The sequence below is a fragment of the Staphylococcus pseudintermedius genome (assembly GCF_034042775.1).
Lineage (GTDB): Bacteria > Bacillota > Bacilli > Staphylococcales > Staphylococcaceae > Staphylococcus > Staphylococcus pseudintermedius.
This window is the reverse complement of the sequence record NZ_CP120150.1, coordinates 23,917-48,135: the sequence shown is the minus strand read 5'-3', so window position 1 is coordinate 48,135 and position 24,219 is coordinate 23,917. Positions and strand designations below refer to the sequence as shown.

The window sequence follows — 24,219 nt, the reverse complement described above, 5'->3', positions numbered from 1 at the left end:
TCTTTTTATAATGTAACTATAAACTTTTTTATCGTTATATTTCCCGGGTTATACTCTTAAGTTTTGTGACTTTTCCTAAAAAATGCCACCTACTCAACCCAAAGTAGATGGCATACACGTTCACCCTATTCCAACTTCAATGTAAAAGCATTAATAGCAACGATAACAGTACTGAGCGACATTAAAATCGCACCGACAGCTGGCGATAATATCAAGCCAATAGATGCTAAAATTCCAGCTGCTAATGGCACTGCAACGATATTATACCCTGCACCCCACCATAAGTTTTGAACCATTTTTCTCATTGTCCGTTTTGAAAGTGTGAAGAAATGAATGATGTCACTCGGATCACTCTTAACAAGGATAACATCACCAGAATCTATTGCCACATCTGTTCCTGCTCCAATGGCGACACCGATATCAGCTCTAATCAGACTCGGCGCATCATTGATACCATCCCCTACCATCATGACTTTCTTACCTTGTTTTTGATAATCTTTTATCATCCTCTCTTTGTCTGCTGGCATCAGTTGTGCGTGGACATGTTGGATGCCTAACGCTTCAGCTACCGCTTCTGCCACTGCTAGGTTATCCCCCGTAAGTATGACCGGTGTTACCCCTCTGACTAATAACTCTGTCACCATTTGTTTTGAACTTTCTTTAATTTGATCTCCTTGTGCGATAATCCCAACGGCTTGTTGCTCATCGATTAAATAGCTGATGGAATTGCCTTGGTTTGCTAATTTGTTAAACAACGCTTTATCATAATCAAACCCATTTTGTTCAAGGTAGGAAACATTGGTGATTTTATAAGCTTGACCGTTAATTTTCCCTTCTAATCCGACACCCGGGATATTTCGAACGTCTTGAGATTGGACATACGAGATATTTTTATTTTTAGCGAAATCCACAATACTCGTCGCTAATGGATGATTCGATTGACTTTCTAATGAAGCAAACAAACTTAATACTATCTCATCACTCACACCCGCTTTAAAGCTCTCATAATGATTGACTGAGAAGTGACCTTCAGTGAGTGTACCTGTCTTATCCATCATGACATAATCAATATGTTGTGCCGTTTCTATTGCTGATCTATTTTTAATCATCAAACCATGATGCGCTCCTATTGATGTCGAACGCGCAGTGACTAAAGGTATGGCCAACCCTAGCGCATGTGGACAAGCAATGACTAGCACCGTAACGAGTCGTTCTAATGCGAAATCAATATGATTGTCTATCAACATCCATATAATAAATGCAATCATGCCGACACTTATGGCAAAATAGAACAGATAACCCGCCACTTTATCAGATAATAACTCTGCTCGAGACTTGTCATTTTGAGCTTGTTTTATAATATCCATCACTTGCGAAAGGTAACTTGCTTCTCCTACAGCAGTCACCTTCACTTGTATCGTGCCAGACCCATTGATAGAACCACCGATGACTTGATCATTTGGCTTTTTCTGAACTTTTTTAGACTCCCCGGTCACTAACGATTCGTCTATCGCAGTCTCACCTCGAACAATCATACCATCTGTCGGAATACTTTCTCCCGCTTTCACTTCAACGATATCATTTAACGCAATATCCGATATTTTAACTTCCTCACGTTGATTATTCGTAACTTTAATCACCTTATCCGGTAACAGTGCTGCCATTTTCTTCAATGCATCGCCAGCACTTCCAACCGCGTTCATTTCAACCCAATGACCCAACAACATAATTAAAATTAATGTCGCGAGTTCCCAGAAAAAATCCATCGTATGACCTGTTGCATCACTGAAATGATTCAAATAAAAAGCATATAGACTGTAAATGTAAGCAACTGAAATACCTAAAGTAACGAGCGTCATCATGCCCGGTTTTTTCGAAGCGATTTCACCTTTTGCGCCAACCAAAAACGGTTGCCCACCGTAAATAAATAAAATGGTCGCAAGGATTAACACCATCCAGTCAGAACCTGGAAATGTGAATTGAAATGGCAATTGTACGCCCATCATTGGAGAAAAAATGATAATCGGTATCGCAAAAATCAATGACACAAAAAACTTCATTTTAAAATTCCCGTGATGGTGATGTGCATGGTCATCGTGATGCATATGATGACTATGAGGGTGGTGACTTTCATGCATATGTTGGTGATGATGGTGCTCTTGATTATTTTTCAAAGATAACGCCTCCTCTGTCTATCACGCTATAATTCAATATAACTTTATCATAACATATACCTATACGGGGTATGAAACGTAGAGATTATATGACGTGACTGTTCAGCAACAAAATGTTGATCGTCACAATATTAAAGAAAAATCCGAGACATTTTCGTCATGAACAACGAAAGTCTCGGATCAATAATAATCAGTGTCAAAATCTTATGAGTAGGTGTTTCATTAGATTTTTAATGTTTTCTTTTGATAATAATAAATCGGAATACCTAACATTGTGACCCCGATACCCGTGATTGCAAGGAGGGGCTGTGTCAATAATGTATTCAGCAAGACAAACGTGCCTGCTAGTAATGCAATCATAGGTATGACGGGATACAACGGGACTTTATATGGACGGTGTAATTCTGGCTCCCTTTTTCTAAGAAGAAATACCGCTAAGAAAGCCATACAATAAAATGTCCATATGACAAATATCAACATATTCGTAATCGTGTCAAAAGCACCTAATAGCATCATGATCACTGCGATGACAATTTGAATCATGCCACCGAGCCATGGTGTCCGTGAAGGCAATAAGTCTAAAAATAAGCGCTTGAGTGGCAGTTGATTACGTTCTGCCATGGCATAAGGGATACGCATACCAGTCATTGTATAGCCGTTCATGGTACCATATACAGATATTAAAATACCAATAGTGACTAATTTCCCACCGCCTGCACCAAATAAAATTGAAGATGCTTCGCTTGCGGCGTTCAAGTTACCTTCAATTTGGTGAATCGGCAGTGTCATTAAAAACGTCGCATTAATCAGTAAGTAAACAACCATGACCAAACCGATACCGAGCGTAATGGCGCCTGGTAAGTCTTTTTTAGGGTTTTTCATTTCCCCGGCAATATTACCGACATGAATCCAACCGTCATACGCAAACATTGTCGCAAGAAGACCTGCACCAATCGCTTCAAACCAACTCGAATTTGTACCATTCACAACGGGAAAGAGAGAAAATGATACGTCACTCGAATGAAAGAAGCCGATAATGACAATGAGTGCAATAGGGATTAACTTAATCACAAGCGTAATGGATTGTAAAGTTCCGCCTGCTTTAGAACCTAAAAAGTTAATCAGTAATATCGAAACGGCACTCAGGATTGCAATGGGAAGTAACAATGTTGTCGATAAATGAAATAAATTAATGATTTGCGTTCCAAAAATAATGGCTAAAGCTGCAATGTTAGCTGGAAAGTAAATAAACGCTTGTGCCCAGCCTGATAAAAATCCCCAAAAGTCTCCATAAGTGTATTCGATATACTTAGTGAGTCCGCCAGTTTCAGGAATGGCTGCAGCAAGTTCAGCACCGGTCAAACCGGCACAAATGGTCATGATACCGCCAAGCAGCCAAACAAAAAGTGCCATACTCGTTGAACCGGTCACTTCCGTTACACTTGAAGCTTTGAAGAAGACACCTGCGCCAATAACCGATCCCATAACAAGTGAAAGCGATGCAAAAAAGCCGATGTTTTTCTTTAGAGATGTATTTGTACTCATTGCCGTTGCCTCCATTTCATTTCTCAGATGGGCTAACCGACCACACCTTCACTCGTATCAGCGGGTTTCAATAAATCATCAATAATATGTGAAACACGTGTGAGGTCAACATTCCCCCCTGATACTAAAGCGACAATATTTTTGCCTTTAATCCAACGTGGGTCGATTTTACCACTTAATAGTGCAGCAGTTGGTAATGCGCCTGCACCTTCAGTAATGATTTTAGTCCGTTGCATTAAATGACGCATGGCATTTGCAATTTCATCTTCTGAAACTAATACAAATTCATCGACTAATTTTTCAACAACAGCATATGTTTTATTACCAGGAATGGTGACTTCCGTGCCATCTGCAATGGTATGTGCTGTAAATTGTGACGTAATTTGGCCTTCTTTAATAGATTCTGCCATACCGTGAACATTTTCAGATTGCACACCGATAATATGAATAGATGGATTAAATGATTTTAAAGCTGTTGCTAAGCCAGCAATCAAACCACCACCACCAACAGGTACTACTACTGTATCAATGTCCCAGATTTGATCTAATATTTCTAAGCCAATCGTTCCTTGGCCGGCCATCACCTCAACATCATCATAAGGGTGTACAATCGTTTTACCTGTTTCCGCGGCCAGTTGTTCCATATACAGACGAGAGTCATTAAACGTTTCTCCTTTAAGGATGACCTCCGCACCATAACCACGTGTCGCTTCTTGTTTAGAAATCGGTGCTTCTTCAGGCATGACGACTGTTGCATCAATACCGAGCAGTTGTCCAGTCAATGCGAGACCTTGCGCATGATTACCCGCTGAAGCAGTGATAATCCCTTTTGCTTTTTGTTCATCTGTTAAGTGTAAAATTTTATTAAGTGCACCTCTAAATTTGAAAGATCCGGTGTATTGCATGTTCTCAAGTTTTAAATAAACATTGCCACCTGTAATATTGTTACTCAAAAACATTGATTTAATAAGCGGTGTTTCCCGTACATAATCTTGAATTTTCATTTTAGCTTCTTTAATGTCATGGATATTACAATATTTTTCAGTTTGTATCATTACAGCATTTGTTGCCATCACGATCATCCTCTTTTCAAATTGATATTGTACGAACTAGATTAAGTCTGCTAACTTTTCATAAGGCATATCATGGGATTGTGCCAAACCTTGATTTGTAATGTGTCCTTGATAAATATTCACACCAGAGGCTAAGACTGGATTATCTTGAATTGCGCGTTCGATACCTTTGTTGCTAATTTCAGATAAAAAGTCAATGTTACCCGCAGCCAACACCATTGTAGACGTGCGTGGTACAGCACCGGGTTGATTCGGCACTGCATAATGGATGACGCCGTCTTCAACGTAAATCGGATCACTAATCGTTGTTGGACGAATACCTTCAACAGTTCCGCCTTGATCAATCGCAATATCTACAAGTACTGAACCTTTTTTCATGCTACGTACCATATCTTTAGTGACCAATTTAGGTGGTTTAGACCCTGGAATGAGAATCGTTGAAATAAACACATCTGCTGTTTGGATTTCTCGTGCTAAATTGGCTTCGTTCGATTTCACAACAGTCACATTGTCATTTTTAAAATGCGATTCGAGCCAAGCAATACGTTCATCTTTTAATTCGATGATGACGACTTCTGCTTGTAAACCTAACGCAATCGTCGCCGCATTGACACCCGCAGAACCTCCACCGAAAATGACGACTTTACCAGACGGAATCCCCGAAATCGCATCAATACCAGAAATCAAAATCCCTTCACCTTGATGTTGTGCCTCCAAGTAATACGCACCCATTAACATCGAACGACGCCCAGCAATTGCGCTCATCGGCTCTAATAAAATGGCTTTCCCGTCTTGTTCGATTGTTTCGCCACCAATCGCTGTCACACCCGCTTGCTGCATCATCTCAACCGTCTTTTTAGATGACGCCAAATGTTGGAAGCCCCAAATCACTTGGCCTTTTTTGAAATATTGGAATTCGCTTTCGTGAGGCTCTTTCACTTTAATAATTAAGTCCGCTTCCCAACACTTTTCATGTGAAACAAGTATCGCACCTGCATTTTCATAGGCTTCATTCGTAAATCCAGAGCCTATACCTGCATTGTGTTCTACATAGACTTCATGTCCTTGATCTTTAAGAATTTTAGCATTCTCAGGTGTACAACCTACGCGTCCTTCACCCGGCTTTAATTCTTTAACAATACCAATTTTCATAACAAACACTCCTCATTAGGTGATTGAAATTGCTTTTCATGTTGATATCAAATCAATCTTATTTAAAAATTAAAAAAGCATTATGAAGTGTCTATAGCTATAGAGTTTGTGAATTAATTCACTAATTATGTTAGCTTCAAACTGAAACAAAGTCAATCGAAAATGCAATAAATTCAAAATGAAAATATTGTTAAAACAATCCGAATATTGTCACTTTTTTGGTGTTTTGATGTTATTGAGAGGAATGTATACAACTAGATACATCGACCATACGATCAACCCTGAGGCATATACTGCTATATAGACGAGGCAGTCTAAGGGGAGTCTTATTCTCTAGATAGCATCATCGTTACAGGCGTTGACAGTCACTCAAAAAATCATGGGCAGTCCTCGATTTAAGAAACAAGATTTGGATGTATCGTCCTATCGCAAAATAAAAAGCGACCTATTAAAAGATCGCTTTGAACTTAATTTTTCTTTCTTATTTCTTTCAAATTAATGATACCTACAATAATCGGTACAAATGCAATGATAAAACTTAATAAATACCCTGCATCAAAAACAAAGTAAAATAGCACAAATGCAAGAATTCCTATAACGATTAATACAATATTAAAAATTTCATTATGGGCCATTTGAGGCTTTTCAAACATTCTTCATACCTCCTTAGAAACAACTTGCTGCAGCACCAAGCAGCCTGCAGGATAGTGGTGAAAATAATAATAGAAAGCATCATTTTTGATATGTTACTTTGAAGAATGCCCATAATTATTTGAGGTTAAGATAACAACTTTTTGTTTATTTCAGCCTTCTTATTCTATCTCCAACTCTGCTTCTTAAATGTCCAATATGTAAACACTCTTAAAACGTATTCTAGTGGTCCATAACGTAAATACTTCTGATACCAAAATGCGATGACCATTTGAATTAAAAATAAAATTATAAAAATAATAACATTGTAAAAGAGTGTATCTTTTCCAAATTGACCAAGACCAAAACCATAAAATATCAATACACCGATAATACTTTGCGTAATATAAAACGTGAGGGACATCTTCCCTAAACTTTCTAAACTACGGAAAATAATATGCTGTGTGTACTTTTGATAGAGATATTTAAAAAGTGCTATATAACATAATGCTAGGAAAAGGCCGAAAACAAAATTAAACGTACCTGTAATATTTTCATTATCAAACCATAAATAACTTGATTTGAGCAATAAAACTACTGGCGTTAGGTAGACAAACAATTTGTTCGACCAAAAATCATTCGCATCCATTTCAAACCAACCGCTTTTCGATAAATAGATACCAATACCAAAAACCAAACTTTCAAAAATAATCACGCATAAAAGGAGAATACCCGGAGAAACCCCAAATACCGCTTTTAATTGTTCAAAATATGGATCACTGTTATCTGGTGACTCACTAATGATTTCGCTGTAACTTCCTTGTTGATACAAATCTTTCGTTTCTTGAACAAAAGTTTCTTCCTTATGCGTATCATGCGGTATATCTGTGTCATCGAAAAATGAAAATACAACCATGATGATGAACGTGATCGCAACAAGAACTGTTCCCCACTTAAAGAAGCTTTTAGTAAGTGAAATAAAAGGAATGAGCAACATCATAGAAAGCGCATAACCACTTAAAATGTCACCTTCCCATATCCATATCGTATGAATTGTACCAATTACAAACAGGAGAAAAGCTCTTCGATAAAGCTTAATTCTCGGACGTTTTATATTTTTACGTTTCATCGATTGATACATTTTGTCCAATGAAAAACCGAACAATATCGCAAATATAGGCATAAAACTACCTTCAATGAATATTTTAATAAAATGAAAAGCACCCGTATTCACTGCATTTAAATGATAAAATTCTATGTATTCTTTCCCTGAGAGACCGTATTGAAAGATTAATAAATTTGCTAAAAAAATCCCAGCTAAACTTAAACCTCTTAATGCATCCGCTACTCTAATCCTCTGCAATTTTTTCACCTCATCGTATATCTTAACACAAACCATCATCAATTTATCGATTTTCCAAAATAATAGTATTTTATTGTATTATACTTTTGATTCAATTTGGGGTAATCATTGAAGAGAAATGGCATGCATTGCAGCTTTATTAACTAACTTATAGGGTTGGTTTATTCACTAATTTTTTGAAGGTTTATATTATTTTCAAGAGATGGAAACTAATTGTTATAATAATCAATCAAGGTAATTAAAAAGTATACACAAAATTTGACTAACTCCCAATAAATGCTAAGATATAATTGCCTGTAACTATAGGTTGCAGAATATAATGTTTGAAAGAGTCAAGAAGCAATTTGCTTATTAGATTTATTAAGATGTACGTTTCTGTGTAGCAATCTAAGTTGTTACTAGTGTCTAATGTGAATTGTAATATTAGGGTTAATTTGATAGTAATTTCTATTAGTCCTTTCTTATGCTGCTTTCTTTTATTATAACAGATATGTTATTCATCCTGATCTTATACACAGAAAAGGTAATTAAGTGTGTATATAGTATAGCCTAGCGTGCAGAGAGAGTTTTTATTGTCAGAAATCAGGTCTGCCAACTCTTTCTGCTCCACAAATGAGTTGTTAAATATGAAATATTACCCTAAAAATTATTTACATTTTGATAAACCCATATCATTTGATACGGTTGAAAAATATGTGAAAGATCCATCTAAAATTGCTAAACATAGCTTTTTGCCCCTTATACAGTTTATTGATTCTTTTGAAAGATATGACAGTAAAAATGCACCTAATAGTAGACCAGTTAAAATTAAAAACAGAACTATCATGTACTCTGGACATTTAGATAGTTATATATATAGATATTATGCTGATTATTTAAATACTAATTATTACAATCATGTCTGCAAGGAACTTTTTATAGATCAATGTGTCATTGCCTATAGAAATAATAAACAAGGAAAATCAAATATAGATTTTGCTGCAGAAGTAATTAATCAAATAGTATTATATGATCAAGCTTATATATATGTAGGTGATTTTACTAACTACTTTGATAAAATAAATCACTCACTTTTAAAAGAAAATATAAAAAGAGTTCTGAATGTCAATATGTTAACAAACGATTGGTTTAATATTTATAAATCAATTACTAAGTTTGGTTATTATGAAAAAAACTTTTTAGAGAAAAATATAGATAGTGAAAAAAATTTACGTTCACAAAATAAACGAAGCTATTTTAATAATTTAAAAGAATTTCGGACTTTCCAAAAAAACAATAAAACAAAATTCAATAAAAATGATTTCGGCATACCTCAAGGGACTGCAATTAGTGCTGTATTCGCTAATATATATGCTTTAAATTTCGATTTACAAATGAACCAGCTTGCTTTCTCGCACTCTGGTATGTATAGGAGATACTCCGATGATTTCATATTAATAATCCCTATAAGTAGTAATATTAATAACTATACAGAAATCGAAGTAATAATTAAAAATATAGCTGAAGAGTGTAAAATTAATATAAAAGATGAGAAAACAAATACTTTTCTCTATAGTCAACATAACTTAATAAATTTAAACAATAAAAGCAAACAAAATATGGACTACTTAGGTTTCAATTTTGATGGAAAAAACGTTAAAATGCGTAATAAAAGTATTTATAGATTTTATCGTAACGCAAAAAAGCTTATAAACTATGCAAATTTTAAAAAAAACAATAATCAATTAGAAAAGTTACCCTATCGTAAGCGTATTTATAGGTTGTATACAGATCTAGGAGAAAGTAGAAGCGGGCGTAACAGCTTTATAGACTATGCCAAAAAAGCACAAACTAAATTCGATTATTACTCACCTCATACGAATAATATGATGATGCAGCAAATTAAAAACAGAAAAAAGAAAATTGAAAAATTATCAGGTATACAACTTCACACAAAAACATAGCATTCAGGCTGGGACATACCTCCTTTTGTAACTTCTCTAACAAAACAATGTTTATCAAAACTCCTATCACTTATGATACGCTTTGTATATCCAGCACATGGTCGCGAAGCTGAATTAGATGCTGAAGCCCAAGTCAAATTTTCTAATGAAAAAGATAGTACATCTAGGGAAATCACACCAGAAACTGGTCAAGATTTATTTGATTTTGATGATAAAAACAAATAGCAAATTGAAGATTTTACAAAAAAAGAAATTTAATAGAGGATTATCAAGTGAAGAAGAAAATCAGAACGTTAATTGAACATGTCAATCATATAGTAGTGACACACACCAAGAAAGTACTACAAAAAGTAGCAACGATGAAGTAATCAATGAAAAAGCTTAACAACTTGAAAAGGGTCATGTGTAAATGGCGGTTATAAAATGTAGGAAAATGGCGGAATGAAAATGCTGTTTTTCCTACATTTTTTATAAAAAACAGCTCAATCTAATCTATGTAGATTGAGCTACTTTAATTTAAAAGTATGACTGACTAACTTTATGATATTGAAATTTTTAAAATATTTTAATCTATACAAATTATATCAGTTAAATTAAATCTCAAATTCTCTAATAATCTTTTTTTCTTTTTCTGCTAGACAAAACAAATCCATAACAAATTCATCAACTTGTGAATTAAGAGTGTCGATTAACTCTTGATTACCATTCTCTTTCCTAATCTCTTCCATAAGTGCATCTACTTTTTTAGCAAGTTCTAATTCTTGTTCATCAGTAGCGTCTGGAATTGGAAATTCTTTTATTTGAGTCAATCTCATTTGAGGGAATGTATTTCTCTGTAAGAAATTAAATTTTTTGATAGTATAGTAAGATAATATTTTAGAATTAAGAACCCCAATTAAAAATAGTGGATTAGATTTTATGTTACAAATACTCTCAATACTTTGTTCATGAACATAATTACTTGAAACAAGTGTCGCTCTGAATGAGTAGCTAGATTTCACTGGTATTCTGGCTATTAATATTCTTTCTCCTTCAAAAATTTCAGGATTTCTTGGCGCAGCTAAATGTTTTCCATATTTTAAATATTGGCCACTCCAATTTATCTTGTATCTTTGTAAATCTCTACCAGAAAGAAACATGCGATAAGAGTCATCTTTTTTTTCTATATCAAAGAACGGTTTATTTTCTTTAAATAAATCAAATTCATTCTTATCTTCAGGCTGTTTTGGTGTGCCTTTTCCTCTTTCAAATACTTTTAATCCGTCTTTAACATTAGCATAATTTCCTTCCAATACTTTTGATTTTTTTTCTATTTGAGGTAAAATATTAATGTTTTTGTTATCTGAAACTACTATAACATCATTTTTGAGGAGAGTATCTGCATCAGTTTCTGTTAATATAGTAACTTCCCCTGATTCAATTTCACCTAAACCTATTTTCTTTGTTCCATGAGTATACATATCAATTATACAAACATCTACTGAAGCTTCATCAAAGATCCGTTCTTTAGAATTAATAAATGTCAATTCATTAAAATTATTTAATATATAATGTCTTAATGTTTTATATTGATTAATCATTAAAAATGTATTTGGAATAATAAATGAAATTCCGCCACCTTTTTTGACTAATGAAAATGCTAATTCCAAAAACAAACCGAATGTATTTGCTTGATAATGATTCATTGGATAAGTTTTCATATAATAAGTTTTCATTTCTTCGGTAAACGATTGATTTTTTGAGAAAATATATGGTGGATTCCCAATTAAAAGATCAAATCCTATGAATTCTCCATTATCTCCAAGTATTTCTGGAAATTCCATTCGCCATTCCATCCCCCCACTATACATTGGATTCTTTAAGCGAACTCCAAGTTTTTTTTTCGCCTCTTTCACCTGTTTTTGGACTTGTTCATATCTTATTCTTTCAATAGTGTCATCCTCAAAAAGGCTAATCTGGCTAGCTTTTTTCAATTCTTTTTCAAGTAATTTTAATTGTTTGAGTTCAGGACTTGAAACAATATCATCAAAAGAACTTTTAATTTTTTCAATTTTTTCCCATATATCAGTTTTTATCCTCTTATTATTTGTAGACTTATATTTTTTTACCAAAGCTAAATATTCTTTAAGATCCTTACGTCGCATATCAAACTCATAGTTTATATCAAATTTATAAAGTAGACTATCACCCACTTTGATATTAATATCTATATTAGGTAATGTTGTCAACACTTGTTTTTGAATTACTTTATCCTCATAATAATATGATGACTTCAGAAGTTCAATCCACAATCTTAAACGACAGATATTAACAGAACTTGGGTTAATGTCAACTCCAAATAGACTATTTTCTAATATATGACGTTTCATATCAAAAATAGCTTTTTGAATCTGTTCGGATAATTTGTTACCTGCCTGATAAATAAAATTATTACCAAGCATGTCTTGAATAATCAATTCATCATTTATAACATAACATTGAATCAAATTTCCAATATAATTTCCATCATTATCAAAAAGAACATTCAGTTCGCTTTTTAGAGCAATAATCTCATTAAGAATAGAAACTAAAAAATGGCCCGAACCAACAGCTGGGTCACAAATTTTCAAATTATCTATTGCCTTGCTAACTTTTTTTGCTACCTCAATATTTCTAATTTGAAATTTTATATCCTCAATTGAATTACAAGACCATCCAAGGTGCTCGTTTATTTTTTCTACTATAGTTGTTCTTATTGCTTTCTTCGACATATACATTGTAATATGACCAGGAGTGTAAAATGAACCATCTTTATAACCATTTATTTTTTCAAAAATTAATCCAAGAACTGAAGCATTAATCAAAGCATTTTTGGACTTTTGCTGATGAGAAATAGTGGTAGAAAAGTCATAGGAGTCGAGAAATTCAAATAAATATTCTAAAAAATTAATTTTCCCCTTTTTTCGTTTCTTATCCATACCCTTTAATATTGTCTTGTCAAAAATATAAATATCTCCTTCTGGCAGACGATCAATACCAATCCCATCTCTTGACATTTCCAATTCTGTTTCTTCAAAAAGAGATGAATTTAAATAAGGAATATAATTATATTTTTCTTGAATTCGATTATTTCTATCAGGAATTTTCTTAGCTAAAACTGCAAAAAAGAGATTATAAATCTCTTCAAAACTATTTAGTTTTTTAAAATTTAAAAAACGATAAGAATCATCCTTATTGAAAAGAACTAGCTGTGATTCTAACAATTTTAAAAATAATATTCTATTCATCCAAATAACAGTTAATTGGATAGCAATCTCTTCTTGTTTTTCTTTAGAAACATCTTTTAATTCTAGTTTGTTAATAATATTTTCAACAAAAGAAAAATATTGTCGTTTATCAGGCTTTAATCGAGAGATAATCTTAGACGTTCCTTGTTGTATTTCTTCTAGTCCCATAAGATAAAGTAATTCATCATAAAATGCTTTATTCAATTTGTTAGAATCTGTAAAAATTTCTTTATTCAAAAGATTTTCTGCAGTAAAAAAACGATATAATTGAGTTAGATTATTTTTTTTAATCTCAATTTTGTCACCTTGTTTTAGAGCATGTCTCAAGTCAAAATGAGCAATTGTAATACCTTTTTCAATAGACTTATCAATTTCAGGTGCTATAACTTCTGAATACAAAAAATCTGTTTTATTACTTGATAGTTGATTATTATAAAATTTAGTAACTAAATCAATAAGATTCTTATTTTTGAAAAAATATTTTTCTATTTCTTTAGCTTCAATAATAAACCATGATAATCCGTTAGTAATAATTACTTTTTTAATTTCTAAATTTTTGTAAATTAATCGCTCATTGAGATAATAAGCGATAATTTCCTGAAAAGCCTTAGTATTAAGTTTCTCCTTACTCATCATTTCAGATTTATTTGTTAAACTTTTACATTCGAAAAGAACTCCTAATGAAGAATTAGCACTTTTACCATTATAAATAGCAAGATCAATTCTATTTGAAGTATTGATAAAATTATTAGGCAAAGTCTTTTCTAAAAGATTTTTCAAAATATTTTTCTGATATTCTTCACTCTCATTTTTATTGTCTCGAAGATGTGTTAAATAATCTACAAGCCTTTGATTAAATATTTCCTTTTCTTCATCTAAAGGCATGATAGTTTGAACAAACTTATTCATACTATCTTTTAAGCCAATTCCTTTAATTGCCATATTGTATCCCTCTATTCAATTGCTAAGAGCTATAATTATTAAGAATATTCTCCTTGATTATGCCAATCCACTCTTAGCTTATTTTCATTTTATATTTTGTTATTATTTTTGTTGTCTTCAAATATTTCTAAAATATAATCACAAATTATTATGGCTGAATTCATCACTAATTTTGCCTCACGTCTATTGATATTTATTCTCTTAGAACCTACACCATGACTATCACTATTCTCATTTCTCATTTTCCCTATAGCATCATTAATTTTATTTAGACCAGATAATAATTCATTTATCCGCTTATCATAATCTCTATTATTTTTCATTTTTAATTCTGTTTTAACCATAGAATTCAATTTTTGTAAATTTCCTTTTGCCGAATTATAGTCTTTATTTGAGTATTCTAAAATATGTATATATACTTCTTCTAATAAAGTTCTAGATTGCGTAATAACTGTGTCGTAATTTTCATCTTCTAAATTATCCTTTAATCTGAATGGGAAGTTCCTTACATAATCAAAATTAATATGTTTATCAATATCATGTGTGACTTGTGAATCCTCTATTAAATCTATAATTTTATATTTCTTATTTAAGTATATTAATTTTTTATCTGAAAAGTTCAATATATTATTTATATGATTAAAATAAGCTTCAACCTCTTTAAGGGTTTCTTTTTTTAGTTCTTCATTTGTATATATAGAAGTCTCTTCTCGCTTATTTGGTATATATCGGGTTACATCTAAAAAATACTTTAATAACTTATTCTCTTTATTTAATTTATAACACTGTTCTATCAACCATGCCATTTTATTTAATCTATTGTAATCACTAACATTTTCAATATTTGTAATCCCAAATATAGGTGCTAGTGCGTTTATATCACTATGAGTCATGTAAGGCATTGTATATCCGTTTGATTCAAATTTATCATCAGACTCACTATTTACTCTTTTATCACCCAAAAATAAATCCACTATTTCTTTACTTGCCAATTCATACAACTATAAGTCCTCCATATCTAGGTTTGTATCCTCATGATTTTCTAATAATTTTTTAAAATGTACATGTACATCGATATTTTAAGATATCATATTTACTGTTTTCATTAAAAATTTCTTTATCATAATGCCACTAATTCTGAATTTTCTAATGTTAATTCACCTTTGTAAACTATTGTAACCTTCTTTCTTAATAAATTACAGTCTTATTAATATCTCATATAGAAGCTAAACGTAGGTAAAAACCTCATCATTTATGATAAGCTTCGCCCCGCATGATCTTAAATGCTCTATACACCTGCTCCAACAAGATGACGCGCATCATTTGGTGTGGAAAGGTCATTTTACTAAACGACAACGCAAAATCACTGCGTCGTAATACGGCCTCGTGTAGCCCATGTGAGCCGCCTATGACAAAGGTGAAGTCACTTGCGCCCTGTGTCATGCGCTGATCCAGTGTTTTGGCCAAATCTTCAGAACTCAACATTTTGCCAGCGATTTCTAATGTGATGACGATGCTCTGTGGTTTGATTTTACTTAAGATCCGCTGTCCTTCTTTTTCTTTCACTTGTTCGATTTCTTTTGCACTCATTGTTTCGGGTGCTTTTTCATCTGGAACTTCGACCACTTCTATTTTGGTGTATGCGCTGAGCCGTTTGGTGTACTCTGCAATGGCGAGTTTCCAATATTTTTCTTTTAATTTCCCTACTGTCAAGATTGTTATTTTCATTTTGCCCTCCTATGTGTATCAATCCAAAGTTATCCACATGTTATTCAGTTACCCACATCTTTATCTCTATTATACCGTTTTTGTATCTCGTTTTCACACAGAAATTTAAAAATTGATTACTATATTTGGGGATAAGTCTGTTGATATGTGGATAACTTTGTTAGTAAATTGGTTATTAACATGTGGATTGTTTATAACTTGCTTAATTTGTGCACATACATGGGGATAACTCAATTGATTCGAGTATTTTTATACACAGTTATTATTGATATCCGTAAAAAAAGAGGTCAGACATCTAACTGTCCAAACCTCTTAAATTTATTTATATTTTGATGAAACATGTCATTGATAGATTACAAGAATAATGATTTAGTTGGACATTCGTTATTCTTTTTGAATGCCAATCTGGGCGAGTCTCCTCAGGGATATGTGAAAACTGTTAACAAGCTTCTTTTTAGCTTAACAGTGGTTACTGTTTCACGCAGTAGCTGTCTGACTTCTCAATGTTTTACTTTTGAGAAGCCCAGTCAGCCTTGCGGGGGCAGTACTACGAAATCTTTGTTGCACATAAGATTTCTGTACAGCTCCCGAAAATCCAATTTGGCTTCTTTCAGGTTTCCCTTTCAATCAAGCCAAATTGAGTTGAGTCAAGTCCCTAGGAAACGCGAACCCAAGATAGCTATCAAAAAAAGTAAATTCTGATACTTCCAACCTACAATGTATAAATCGGTGTTGGGATGGCTTTATCTGTATCACACAGCTTCACTTCATTCACTGTATCGATATCATGCGCCTGCAAGATTTGACTGACACTCATACGGGCCAAGTCTTTCATATTATTGTCTTGTGATAAATGAGACAAATAAATGCGCTTCGTTTGACCTGTAATCACGTCTTTCATCGCGTGTGCTGCATCTTCGTTCGAAACATGACCCATATCACTCAGAATACGTTGCTTCGTCTTCCATGGATAGCGGCACATACGCAACATATCGACGTCGTGATTGCTCTCAAACATGAACGCATCACTGCCACGAATCATCCCTTTCATACGCTCTGACACGTAACCAGTATCTGTAATCATCGTAAACTTTTTATAGTTATTATGAAAAATATAGAACTGTGGGTCAATGGCGTCATGAGACACGTTAAATGATTCAATATCAAATCCTGCGATAGATTTCGTTTCATGTGGATTGAATACAAACTTTTGATCTAGCGGAATTTTAGAGTCTTTTTTATCAATACACGTCCATGTTTTTTCGTTCGCATATACAGGCAAGCCATACTTTCTCGCAAGGACACCTAAGCCTTTAATATGGTCACTATGTTCATGTGTCACAAGAATACCACTAAGATCTGAAATTTTTCGGTCGATTTGTTCGAACAGTGCCTCCATTTTTTTACCTGTGAGTCCTACATCGACCAACAAACTGCCTTTATCACTTTCTACATATGTCGCATTGCCGGTACTACCGCTTGCGAGTACACTCATTCGTATCAAGAGACCACCCTTTCTATTGTTCAATAATTTGTGGATTGGACGAAATTGCCTCTACATAATACGTATGTGTGCCATTTGCGTCTTTCACTTTAATTTCCCAGTTGGCTTGCAAAACTTGAATATTCGTCTCTTTGACCACTGTATAATAACCGAGTCGGATGTTTTCGACTTCTTGATCATGTTTTAAGTACTGATTATAATAAAGCGCTTCGATAGCTTTATGGGCACTAATGACTTGTCTAGGTTCATTATTCGACCCTTTAGACGGAAGGATGTCTTCCATTGCAGACTGCTCATACGATTTAACTGTATCGTCTTTCACATCAAAAGTCAGTTCTGCACGATTGTTATTCATAATCGGGAAGCCTTTATACGTCTGTTCGTATTTAATTTTGCCATCGCTCGTATCGTGATATTGATACTCATTGCCTTTATAGATATTTTGATCAATGTACGGTTTCAAATGTGAAATAGGGTCCAATTTCACATTGACACTTTCACTCATTTCTTTGTCCAATGTGTGCCCATTATTTCGTGCTTCTGCTTTACCACTTTTTTCCGCTTCATCTTTAAAGTCTTTCGAACGTGCCGTAATGAGCTGCATTTTGACATGGCTCACATCAGGCATATTTTTCGGCAATTTGATATTTTCTTGTTCAAAGTTGACCGAATTTTGCTGTTCTGCATCGCTAATTTTTGATTTACTAATTTTATCATTATACACAAAAATTAAACAAATATTAACGAGGAGAAACACGACGATGAACAATGATTTTGCACGTTTCCAGTTCATGTCTCAATCAACTCCCCGTCTTTATATTCGTACCACTCGTGATCATATTGAATATACCACGTCGGTATAAACTGGCTGCCTTCTTGTATTTCGATACTATTTTCCGGTCCTTTAATTGGATTCATGCGATAACCGATAACCATTTGTTGGACTTTGGTAAAATCAATATCACCTTTACTAGCCAATACAGAACGCACGTCTTCCAAATCTGGTAACGACTCAGGTTTTTCACCGTTATCAATCGTCACGTTCGTTTTTAATAAACCGCGACTGTATTCATATAACCCCCGTTCGCCCCACAAAACACGAATTTCGTTCAATTGATTCGGATAAAAGATGGGACGTCCATTTAGAAACATTTGATAAATAATATGGCCACGGTCATTGTTCGCACTAAATAAGCGAAAATCATCTGTAAAGCCACCATGTTTATTAATAAAATCAAACGCACGTGGCAAGTTGACATTCATATTCCGCGTACTATGCTCATCTTCTGACAAATTGGTATAGTCATACGTTTCACGATTCGCATTGTAGTTCACGACGCCTGTATTGTTGTTATAGGTCGTGTTCCCACTATTCGTGGTACGCACAATTGGCGTATTATCAAACAGAATTGCATTCAAATCTTCTACGTTAATACGATTAAAAATAGTCCGATATGCTTTTAAGTTTTTCGGTGCTTTCACGGCATACATATACGTCGCCTTATTAATCGTACTGCGGTTCGTCACAACATTGGAGTACGGTTCCAAGTCCGCTTTCATCTTCTGAATGCGCTGTTGTACATATTTCGTATTCAAATTCGTTTCTAACTTAATCGCCCGTTGATGATTCGGCTGCATGGCATAAATGATCACATGTTGAGCATCATCGACATCTAAAATCAGTCGGTTAAATTTAAAATTTGTCGGCACTTTCGCAGGGATTTCAATGACTTCATTCAAATACATCGACAGCGGGATGTCTGACGGGTAGTCTAACACGACGAAATGATTGCTCAAATTACGCAATAACACGACATCGTCATTTTGAATATCTTCTACTTCAATAATGCGGTGTTTTTGAAATACAGTCATTAATGCATTCACATCTTTATTCGCTGGCATACCTTTCACATCATCATTTTCGATATGCACGAGCTGCAGAGGCGTCACCACCTGGCTAAACGCTTTATCGTAACGCGTCCCGATTGCCTCTGTCGCATCTTTCGTATGCACATTATCTGCATCCGTTAAATCCGGCGAAAAGTTCCAAATCATGACTGTCAATACAATACTCGATAGGACGAGGAGCGCTAACACAATTGACTTAATCAATTCTCTAGTTCGCATCCCAATCACCTTCCTCAATTTTCTCACAAGGTAATGTGATGAAAATGGATGTGCCTTGTCCTTCCACACTATTCGCCCAAATACGGCCGTTATGCGCTTCTACAATTTCTTTAGAGATGGCAAGACCCAGTCCTGTCCCTCCCATCTTTCTCGTACGTGCCTTATCCACACGGAAAAAGCGGTCAAAAATTTTGTCTACTTTATTAATCGGAATCCCAATCCCGTTATCTTTAATTCGAATCGTTAAACGACTGTGGACAGGATTATGTTTCACGTGGAACTCGACACGTTTCTCACCACGCGAATATTTCATCGCATTCGTAATGACGTTGTCGAACACTTGCGTCATCTTATCCGGATCCACTTCTGTAAATATCGTCTCTCTCGGAATATCACGCACGAATGTCGTATCTTTCGCAGCCATTTCATGTCGATTAATAATTTTGTTGATGAACATATTAAAGTCAACAATCTCTTTCGTAATCGTTTCCGTTTCATTATCCATTTTAGACAAGTGTAACAAGTCATTGACGAGACGAATCATCCGCTCTGTCTCTTCACGCGTCACGGATAAAAATTGAGGAGCAATCGACTCATCACGCCAAGCGCCCTCTTCCAAAGCCTCAATATAACTATTCATAGACGTTAATGGTGTCCGTAATTCATGCGAGACATTGGCCACAAACTCGCGACGTTCTCGTTCAATTTGTTGTTGCTCAGTGACATCATGTAGCACTGCAATGTAACCTGTCACAAAGCCAGTATCTTGCACTATCGTACTAAAGTTGACACGTGCAATAATACCTTCCTCTTCATTAATATCAATGAGGACACTATCATTATTTTCATTTAATTCTTCAAGTGAAAACTCATCTTGTAAATCTAATACATCAAAAATAAAGTGCCCGGAGACTTCCTCTTTAGACTTCCCTAGCATTTTCAGCGCCATATCGTTAATAATACGCACACGGCCTCGTCTATCTGTCGCAATTACCCCGTCACTCATATGGGTAATGACCGAATCTAGACGCCGCTTCTCACTTTCCGTATTCGCCTGTGCTTCTTGAACACGTTTCGACAAGTTGTTAAACGCGAGTGCCAATTCACCAATTTCGTCATTACCATAAATTTTCACACGTTGCGTATAGTTACCTTTAGACATCTCGACTGTCTGATTTCGCATATCAGTAATCGGCTTCGTAATCGTACGCGCAATAAAGAAACCGAGAATCACTGTAATAATGAGCGAAATCCCTGTACCTACGATGAAAATTTGGTTAATGTTGCTTAACTGATCGTACACCTGGTTAATATTCGACTCGATATAAATATCACCAATCATACCATCACCAGTCACTACCGGCATATTTTTAATCCATACACGCTGCTTACCTTCACCGTAATCTTTTAGCACTGTATCCGAATTTTCTTGCCCTAGCGACAATGCCTTTTGAATAGAACTATCATTCGCTTTTTGGTTAATAATCGTACGGTTCGATTGTTTTGATGTCGCAATAATGATTTGATCTTTATCAATAAAACGAATTTCTATCATTTCATTACGATTGGCATATTCATTGAGTAAATTTTGAATATCTTTTTGTGTATTACCAGAATCATTACCATCTGCATATATTTTTTCAATACCGAGCTCGATTTGTTTCGCATTTTGAGAAATGTTTGTCTTAAACGTCTCAGTCATTTCTTTTTCAAGGCTATTCGTAAAGTACAGACCAATAATTTGCATACCAATAATAATCAACAGGACATAGACAATAACAAGTTTCGTGTGAAGGGATTGAAATTGTTTTAACCACTTCATATTTGCCATCCTCTAATCATGTTGTTGTAAGAAATATCCAACACCACGACGCGTCACAATATAGTCTGGATGAGAAGGATCATCTTCAATTTTTTCACGTAAACGGCGAATCGTAACGTCTACAGTACGGACATCACCGAAATAATCATAACCCCATACCGTTTGGAGTAAATGTTCACGCGTCATCACTTGTCCCATATGTTTCGATAAATAATGGAACAACTCAAATTCACGGTGCGTCAAATCAATATCTTCACCGCGTTTTTTAATAGAGTAAGCATCTGGATAAATCACAATATCTTTAATTGTAATTTCATTCGTCTGCATGTGATTTTCTTGACTCGGTTGTGTATAATGGCGGCGTAAGTTAGCTTTCACACGTGCAATTAATTCACGCGTACTAAATGGTTTTGTCACATAGTCATCCGCACCAAGCTCAAGACCGAGGACTTTATCGATCTCTGAGTCTTTAGCCGTCAACATAATAATTGGCATTTCGAATTTTTTACGCACTTCACGGCACACTTCCATACCGTCTTGACCAGGCAACATAATATCGAGTAACACGATATCAGGTTCTTTTTCATAGATTAAGTCGACCGCATCGTTGCCATCATATGCGACAAATACTTCATAACCTTCTTTTTTCAAATTAAATTCTAATATATCCGCAATTGGTTTTTCATCATCGACTACGACTACTTTTCTTGCCATAAAAATGACCCCATTTCTTAATAAGTACATAATATCGGTTGCTAACTGGCATAATCCTATACCTTATAATGTATCACTAATATAAAGTGAATTCTATCTATTTAACCCATTTTCATTTGTATCATAATGGGCAAAATCCAACCATTCAGTTTATGTATCTAGCTTTTTATTGACTTTGAGATAAACGGCCAACAATATACCTATGAGCACTATCGCTTGTGTCACCATCGAAGCTACAAATAGCACATCGTTGTCTAAAACAATGAGCACGATATCCAAGATACATAATAGGATTGAACATAAAGCCGTATAACCAGAAATTACCTTCAGTTGATGGGCGAAGGCGACTTGAGCGATTTCCCAATTCTTTTGATTTTTCATCGATTTCCTAGTCCGAAACCCAATAAAGTAATTGATTTCTTGAGGTGGGTTATGTTGGAACGCAATCGCTAATAAGAATAAGAACAAACAACTTGAAAACAGTATCATTTGCGTTATTCACTCCTTAATTTAGTTGTACCATAATCATAAACAAACGGCTACACTCACTTTTAAAAAAGGTATAGGCGCGCTATTGAGGAACAGAAAAATGGGGGATGACATTGTCATTCATTCTCTAAAAAGCATAAAAAAGACTCTTTACATGTCACCTACGCAACACGTAAAGAGTCAGTTCACACTAGTGCTTACCACCAGATACGAAAATTGAGAGTAATAATTTAATGAATTCAATAATAGCCTTCACCATTAAAAACACCTCCTCTACACACTTTCAGTATATGCCTGTTGACTGTAAAAAGAGGTATTTTGCCTAAATTATAATTAACACTGCATAGTTGTCATAACAACGTATTACAATCATCAGTTAGGCAAGCCTAACTGTCTTAAAAACAAAAAAGTGCTCACCCTATTGGATGAGCACGTTAGCGGTCCCGACGGGAATCGAACCCGCGATCTCCTGCGTGACAGGCAGGCGTGTTAAACCGCTCCACTACGGGACCATATCATGGTGACTCCTACGGGACTCGAACCCGTGTTACCGCCGTGAAAGGGCGGTGTCTTAACCGCTTGACCAAGGAGCCTTTCTTAAACACAAGAATGATTATAGCATCACCCAATCGGGTTGACAAGATTTTTTTCGGATTTTTTTGTATAATTTTTCATATAAAGTTGTTCAGGGGGTCATTTATGGAAATTCAAGCAGAATCGAACGTTGCTTACATCAAAGAGAAACCTAAAAAGCCACGTCAATTTTTCAAGAGATTTTTCTTTATTACGTTAGGCGCAGTGTTGATGGGAGTGGCACTGGAGCTTTTCTTAGTACCGAATCAATTGCTCGATGGAGGCATTGTAGGTATTTCAATTATTCTGTCCCATTTATTAGGATTCAAATTAGGGATATTCATCTTTATACTTAATTTGCCTTTCTTCTTTTTAGGCTATAAACAAATTGGTAAAACTTTTGCAATCTCTACTTTGTATGCCATCTCTATCTTATCCGTTACGACTATTGTGTTACACCCTATCGATCCAGTCATTAACGATAAATTTTTAGTTACGATTTTTGGCGGTGCAGTCCTAGGTATTGGTGTCGGCATTGTGCTACGTTATGGTGGCTCATTAGACGGTACAGAGATTTTATCGATTCTCGTTCACTCAAAATTGCCTTTTTCTGTGGGCGAAATTGTGATGTTTATTAATTTCTTCATATTTGGCATTGCTGGCTTTGTGTTCACATGGGAGAGTGCATTATTTAGTGTTGTTGCTTATTTCATCGCCTCAAAAATGATTGATACCGTCCTTTTAGGTTTTGATGAATCCAAAGCGGTATGGGTTATTAGTGATGCCTATAAAGATATTGGTGAAGCAATCAATTCTCGTCTCGGTCGTGGTGTGACGTATTTGAAAGGTGAAGGCGCGTATACTGGAGAAGATAAACGTGTCATTTTCTGCGTGATTACACGTCTTGAAGAAGCAAAATTGAAAGATATCGTTATGGAAATCGACGAAAAAGCCTTCCTCTCAATCGGTAACGTTTCAGAAGTACGCGGTGGAAACCATCGTAAAAGAGATATTCATTAGTGATGTCATATTGGTTCCTCTTTTTAGGATGCACGATGTTGTTGTTTAAAGCCATGCGAGTATTTTGTGTTATCCAACACACATACTGAAAATAAAACAACATTAAAGATAAATCATTATAGGCCAATAAAAAAGACCACCAAATCATTTTGGC

General features: G+C 34.7%; 17 protein-coding genes and 2 tRNA genes. 2 read left to right on the top strand and 17 right to left on the bottom strand.

The genetic code is table 11. The features are described 5' to 3' along the window. Positions 1-125 precede the first annotated feature (125 nt). From P3U61_RS00190 to P3U61_RS00165, 6 genes are all read right to left on the bottom strand, one after another. Entirely contained in the window at positions 126-2,174 is a 2,049-nt protein-coding gene (locus tag P3U61_RS00190) for a heavy metal translocating P-type ATPase (RefSeq protein ID WP_323695706.1), read from the bottom strand. A gap of 222 nt (positions 2,175-2,396) precedes the next feature. Then, complete coding sequence (locus P3U61_RS00185; protein WP_065520735.1) at positions 2,397-3,719, bottom strand: APC family permease; 1,323 nt, start codon at positions 3,717-3,719, stop codon at positions 2,397-2,399. A 32-nt stretch (positions 3,720-3,751) separates the two neighbouring features. Beyond that, positions 3,752-4,792 (bottom strand): bifunctional threonine ammonia-lyase/L-serine ammonia-lyase TdcB, encoded by a 1,041-nt coding sequence (tdcB, locus tag P3U61_RS00180; RefSeq protein WP_014612692.1) that lies wholly within the window; start codon positions 4,790-4,792, stop codon positions 3,752-3,754. A 36-nt stretch (positions 4,793-4,828) separates the two neighbouring features. Further along, the gene (locus tag P3U61_RS00175) at positions 4,829-5,944 is read right to left on the bottom strand and encodes an alanine dehydrogenase (protein ID WP_014612691.1); all 1,116 of its coding nucleotides are present in this window, start codon (positions 5,942-5,944) and stop codon (positions 4,829-4,831) included. A 467-nt stretch (positions 5,945-6,411) separates the two neighbouring features. Then, positions 6,412-6,597 carry a hypothetical protein gene (locus tag P3U61_RS00170; RefSeq protein WP_014612690.1) on the bottom strand — a complete coding sequence of 62 codons (186 nt, stop codon included), beginning with the start codon at positions 6,595-6,597 and terminating at the stop codon, positions 6,412-6,414. Positions 6,598-6,761: 164 nt separating this feature from the next. Then, complete coding sequence (locus P3U61_RS00165; protein ID WP_041614899.1) at positions 6,762-7,937, bottom strand: DUF418 domain-containing protein; 1,176 nt, start codon at positions 7,935-7,937, stop codon at positions 6,762-6,764. A 626-nt stretch (positions 7,938-8,563) separates the two neighbouring features. Between P3U61_RS00165 and P3U61_RS00160 the strand changes: the two genes are divergently transcribed. After that, the gene (locus tag P3U61_RS00160) at positions 8,564-9,880 is read left to right on the top strand and encodes an RNA-dependent RNA polymerase family protein (RefSeq protein ID WP_015729815.1); all 1,317 of its coding nucleotides are present in this window, start codon (positions 8,564-8,566) and stop codon (positions 9,878-9,880) included. 593 nt (positions 9,881-10,473) lie between these two features. Here the strand turns inward: P3U61_RS00160 and P3U61_RS00155 are convergent. The 11 genes from P3U61_RS00155 to P3U61_RS00105 form a co-directional block, all read right to left on the bottom strand. Then, positions 10,474-14,088, bottom strand: a complete 3,615-nt coding sequence (locus P3U61_RS00155) for a type IIG restriction enzyme/methyltransferase (protein WP_323695705.1) — start codon at positions 14,086-14,088, stop codon at positions 10,474-10,476. A gap of 89 nt (positions 14,089-14,177) precedes the next feature. Beyond that, positions 14,178-15,089, bottom strand: a complete 912-nt coding sequence (locus P3U61_RS00150) for an abortive infection family protein (protein WP_199612488.1) — start codon at positions 15,087-15,089, stop codon at positions 14,178-14,180. A 247-nt stretch (positions 15,090-15,336) separates the two neighbouring features. Continuing rightward, the gene (rlmH, locus tag P3U61_RS00145; protein WP_199612487.1) at positions 15,337-15,816 is read right to left on the bottom strand and encodes a 23S rRNA (pseudouridine(1915)-N(3))-methyltransferase RlmH; all 480 of its coding nucleotides are present in this window, start codon (positions 15,814-15,816) and stop codon (positions 15,337-15,339) included. Between the two features lie 712 nt (positions 15,817-16,528). Continuing rightward, entirely contained in the window at positions 16,529-17,311 is a 783-nt protein-coding gene (locus P3U61_RS00140) for an MBL fold metallo-hydrolase (protein ID WP_037541999.1), read from the bottom strand. 22 nt (positions 17,312-17,333) lie between these two features. Further along, on the bottom strand, positions 17,334-18,113 hold the full coding sequence (locus tag P3U61_RS00135) for a two-component system regulatory protein YycI (protein WP_014612684.1): 780 nt from the start codon (positions 18,111-18,113) through the stop codon (positions 17,334-17,336). Further along, the gene (locus tag P3U61_RS00130) at positions 18,110-19,447 is read right to left on the bottom strand and encodes a YycH family regulatory protein (protein ID WP_014612683.1); all 1,338 of its coding nucleotides are present in this window, start codon (positions 19,445-19,447) and stop codon (positions 18,110-18,112) included. The genes P3U61_RS00135 and P3U61_RS00130 overlap by 4 nt, the downstream gene beginning before the upstream one ends. After that, positions 19,437-21,269: a cell wall metabolism sensor histidine kinase WalK gene (gene walK, locus P3U61_RS00125; protein WP_015729822.1), complete on the bottom strand. Its 1,833-nt coding sequence runs from the start codon at positions 21,267-21,269 to the stop codon at positions 19,437-19,439. The genes P3U61_RS00130 and walK overlap by 11 nt, the downstream gene beginning before the upstream one ends. 12 nt (positions 21,270-21,281) lie before the next feature. Further along, positions 21,282-21,983 (bottom strand): response regulator YycF, encoded by a 702-nt coding sequence (gene yycF, locus P3U61_RS00120; RefSeq protein WP_014612681.1) that lies wholly within the window; start codon positions 21,981-21,983, stop codon positions 21,282-21,284. Between the two features lie 150 nt (positions 21,984-22,133). After that, positions 22,134-22,472, bottom strand: coding sequence for an SdpI family protein (locus tag P3U61_RS00115; RefSeq protein WP_110144721.1), 339 nt, complete (start codon positions 22,470-22,472; stop codon positions 22,134-22,136). Between the two features lie 438 nt (positions 22,473-22,910). Further along, positions 22,911-22,984: transfer RNA gene (locus P3U61_RS00110), tRNA-Asp, on the bottom strand. 6 nt (positions 22,985-22,990) lie between these two features. After that, positions 22,991-23,065, bottom strand: a tRNA-Glu gene (locus tag P3U61_RS00105). Between the two features lie 106 nt (positions 23,066-23,171). On the opposite strand from P3U61_RS00105, the gene P3U61_RS00100 reads away from it, so the two are divergent. Further along, the gene (locus P3U61_RS00100; protein ID WP_014612679.1) at positions 23,172-24,065 is read left to right on the top strand and encodes a YitT family protein; all 894 of its coding nucleotides are present in this window, start codon (positions 23,172-23,174) and stop codon (positions 24,063-24,065) included. The last annotated feature ends 154 nt before the right edge of the window (positions 24,066-24,219 follow it).